The sequence below is a fragment of the Bacillus sp. JJ634 genome (assembly GCF_036962285.1).
Classification (GTDB): Bacteria; Bacillota; Bacilli; order Bacillales; family DSM-1321; genus Peribacillus; species Peribacillus asahii_A.
Window position 1 is genome coordinate 15,769 of the sequence record NZ_JBALMU010000017.1, and the last position, 2,548, is coordinate 18,316.

The following is a 2,548-nucleotide window of genomic DNA, read 5'->3' on the forward strand; positions in this document are numbered from 1 at the left end:
CTCCGTTGAAGGACATTTCCCTGAGCGGATTTCTCATTTTTGGCCTTCATGACTTCGGTAAAGGTTATTTTACTGTCTTAATTCCCCACTTTTATCATTTAACCCACTTCGAGGACGGCAAAAAAGGAAGGCTGCCCCAAAAGCCATTTTTCATGACTTTTGGGACAGCCTTCGTGTTACTTGGGTTCAGTTAAATAACATTATCAATCACACAACAATTTTTGGATCATCCTATAACATAGCCCTCACTTAAGATAATCGTAAACATTTTTAGCTAACAATAAAAAAGTTACTACGATAAATAATGCACGGACATAACCGCTTCCTCGTTTAATCGCAAATTTTGAGCCGCAGATCGCTCCAGCAATTTGCGCAAGTCCCATCACTAAACCATAGGCATAATTGATTTGTCCTAAATACATAAACATTAACAAGGCCGCAATATTACTGCCAAAGTTTAAAAACTTCGCATTCCCTGCCGCCTTTAAAAAATCAAAGCCCATCATTAAAAAAGCAAAGATTAAAAACGAACCTGTTCCGGGACCTAGAAATCCATCGTAGAAACCAATAGCAGTGAGCAAAATCATAAAAATAATAAAGTCGCGAATGGATAATTTTTTATAAGTAGAATTATTGCCCCAATCTTTCTTGAAAATCGTATAAATGGCAACAGCTGCAAGCATGACAAGCATCAATGGCTTTAGTACTTCAGGGTTCATCAAATGAACCGTCCAAGCTCCAATCATCGAACCAATAAAAACAAGCGGAAAGAACTTATAAACCGATTTTAAATCAAGCTTTCCTGAACGATAAAACATAATGGTACTCGTTAAAGAACCTATTGTCCCTGCTAATTTATTCGTTGCTACAGCGCCCGCTGGGGTCAAACCTGTAAATAACAATGCAGGTAAGGCAATCAGTCCTCCCCCGCCGACAACTGAATCAATAAATGCTGCTAAAAAACCAAATACAAGCAAGATCATTAATAACGATGGATCTAATTCAAATAGCATCTAACTCAACCCTTTTCTTAGTTACTACTATAATAGTAACTAAGATATTTATTATTGTAAATATCTATATTTTGATATGATAAAGACAAATAACTATTGGAGGAAAAGAAGTGGAAGACATAGTACAGCAGCTAAAAAAACTAGGCTTTAACGAGTATGAAGCTAAATCCTATGTTTCTCTTGTTAAACAAGGAACGGTTACCGCTTATCAAGTTAGTAAAGATTCGGGCATTCCACGCGCACGAGTGTATGACGTCTTAGGCAATCTTGTTGAAAAGGGAATTGTCTTGAAGGAAGAAATAAATAATAATACGCAATATTCACCGTTGCCTGTTGAGATCTTTTTAAAAAAGGCTCAATCAGACTGGCAATCTAATTATGAAATTGTCAGCGATTCATTGAAGCAGCTCGAACTAACAGACAAAAAGCCCGACAATCGTGTCATGACATTAAAGGATCGTGAAACGATTATTAGCTACTGTCAGGTATTGCTTAAAAAAGCAGAAAAACGCGTTGTTATTTCAATGTGGGACGATATGTACGATGTGCTGAAGGAGGATTTGAAAGAGGCGGCTGCTCGAGTTACCGTGCAAGGTATCACCCTGCATGTTGAAAATCCAGTTAAACATGTAGACGTTCATCGCATCACCCCTTTCACGGAAGCCACTTCTAGTGAGCACTGGTTTATTCTTTCGATAGATGCGAAAGAAATGATTTATGGGCCTTCCTTTAATGAACGCTGTATGGCCTTTTATACAGATGATCCTATTCATATTTATTTATTAGAGGATTATGTATGGCATGATGTATTAGTTAATCGACTCGTCCAACGCAGTCAGGACGATTTACAGCAATGGATTACTACAGAGAGAAAAGCTTTTTTTATGGAAAACTAAAAGCTGTATAAGACGACTTCCTTGTACAGCTGCCTCTTCAAGAAATAGTTTAAAAGGTAAACAGGGCAGGTTGAAGAAGGTTCAGTTTGATTAAATGATTCCACACACTAAAAAGAGTGAATTATGATCAAATTCACTCTTGAAAAAGTTATTTATCTTTTTATTGGACGTTCAAGCGTTAATAGTTCATCTTCAAGTGAAGAAATTTGCTGTTCAACTACTTGTTTAGCATCTAGCACAGCAGCGTTATAGAAATGAGGAGCAAGGGACTCCTTAACGAAGTCTAATACTCTTTCTGCAGCAAATTCAGTTATTTCTTCGTCTCTTTCTTGTGAAAAGAAATATTGAATGTCAGAAATCATTAATTGTTGCTGCTCTTTTGTAAGCTTAAAAAACAAATAAAACACTCCCTTAAAAAATATAATACCGTAACTATACAAGCGAAATTTAGGAAATTACAGGCTATATTTCGCTGAATTTTTATGTACATACAAGAGTAGTACACCCTTCTTAATTAAGGTTATTAGTAACAAAATCATTGCACAGTTCAAAGATAATATGCAATAAAAGCGTATCTGCCTATTCAACGATTGAGTGCTTTTCTTCAATAAGACAACTTAATTGTTCAAATCCCTGAAT

Annotated in this window: 4 protein-coding genes; 2 read left to right on the forward strand and 2 right to left on the reverse strand. The window is 36.1% G+C overall.

Annotated elements, in window-relative coordinates:
* On the forward strand, positions 1 to 194 hold a 194-nt coding region (locus tag V7068_RS03335; RefSeq protein ID WP_499711022.1), incomplete at its 5' end, for a hypothetical protein.
* A gap of 51 nt (positions 195 to 245) precedes the next feature.
* Here the strand turns inward: V7068_RS03335 and V7068_RS03340 are convergent.
* Complete coding sequence (locus V7068_RS03340; RefSeq protein WP_499711024.1) at positions 246 to 1,013, reverse strand: TSUP family transporter; 768 nt, start codon at positions 1,011 to 1,013, stop codon at positions 246 to 248.
* Positions 1,014 to 1,123: 110 nt separating this feature from the next.
* Between V7068_RS03340 and V7068_RS03345 the strand changes: the two genes are divergently transcribed.
* Positions 1,124 to 1,909 (forward strand): TrmB family transcriptional regulator, encoded by a 786-nt coding sequence (locus V7068_RS03345; protein ID WP_499711026.1) that lies wholly within the window; start codon positions 1,124 to 1,126, stop codon positions 1,907 to 1,909.
* A 152-nt stretch (positions 1,910 to 2,061) separates the two neighbouring features.
* Here V7068_RS03345 and V7068_RS03350 read toward each other — a convergent pair whose 3' ends face one another.
* A complete protein-coding gene (locus tag V7068_RS03350) occupies positions 2,062 to 2,307 on the reverse strand; it encodes a DUF2164 domain-containing protein (protein ID WP_127759372.1) in 246 nt (81 codons plus the stop codon).
* Between the last annotated feature and the right edge of the window lie 241 nt (positions 2,308 to 2,548).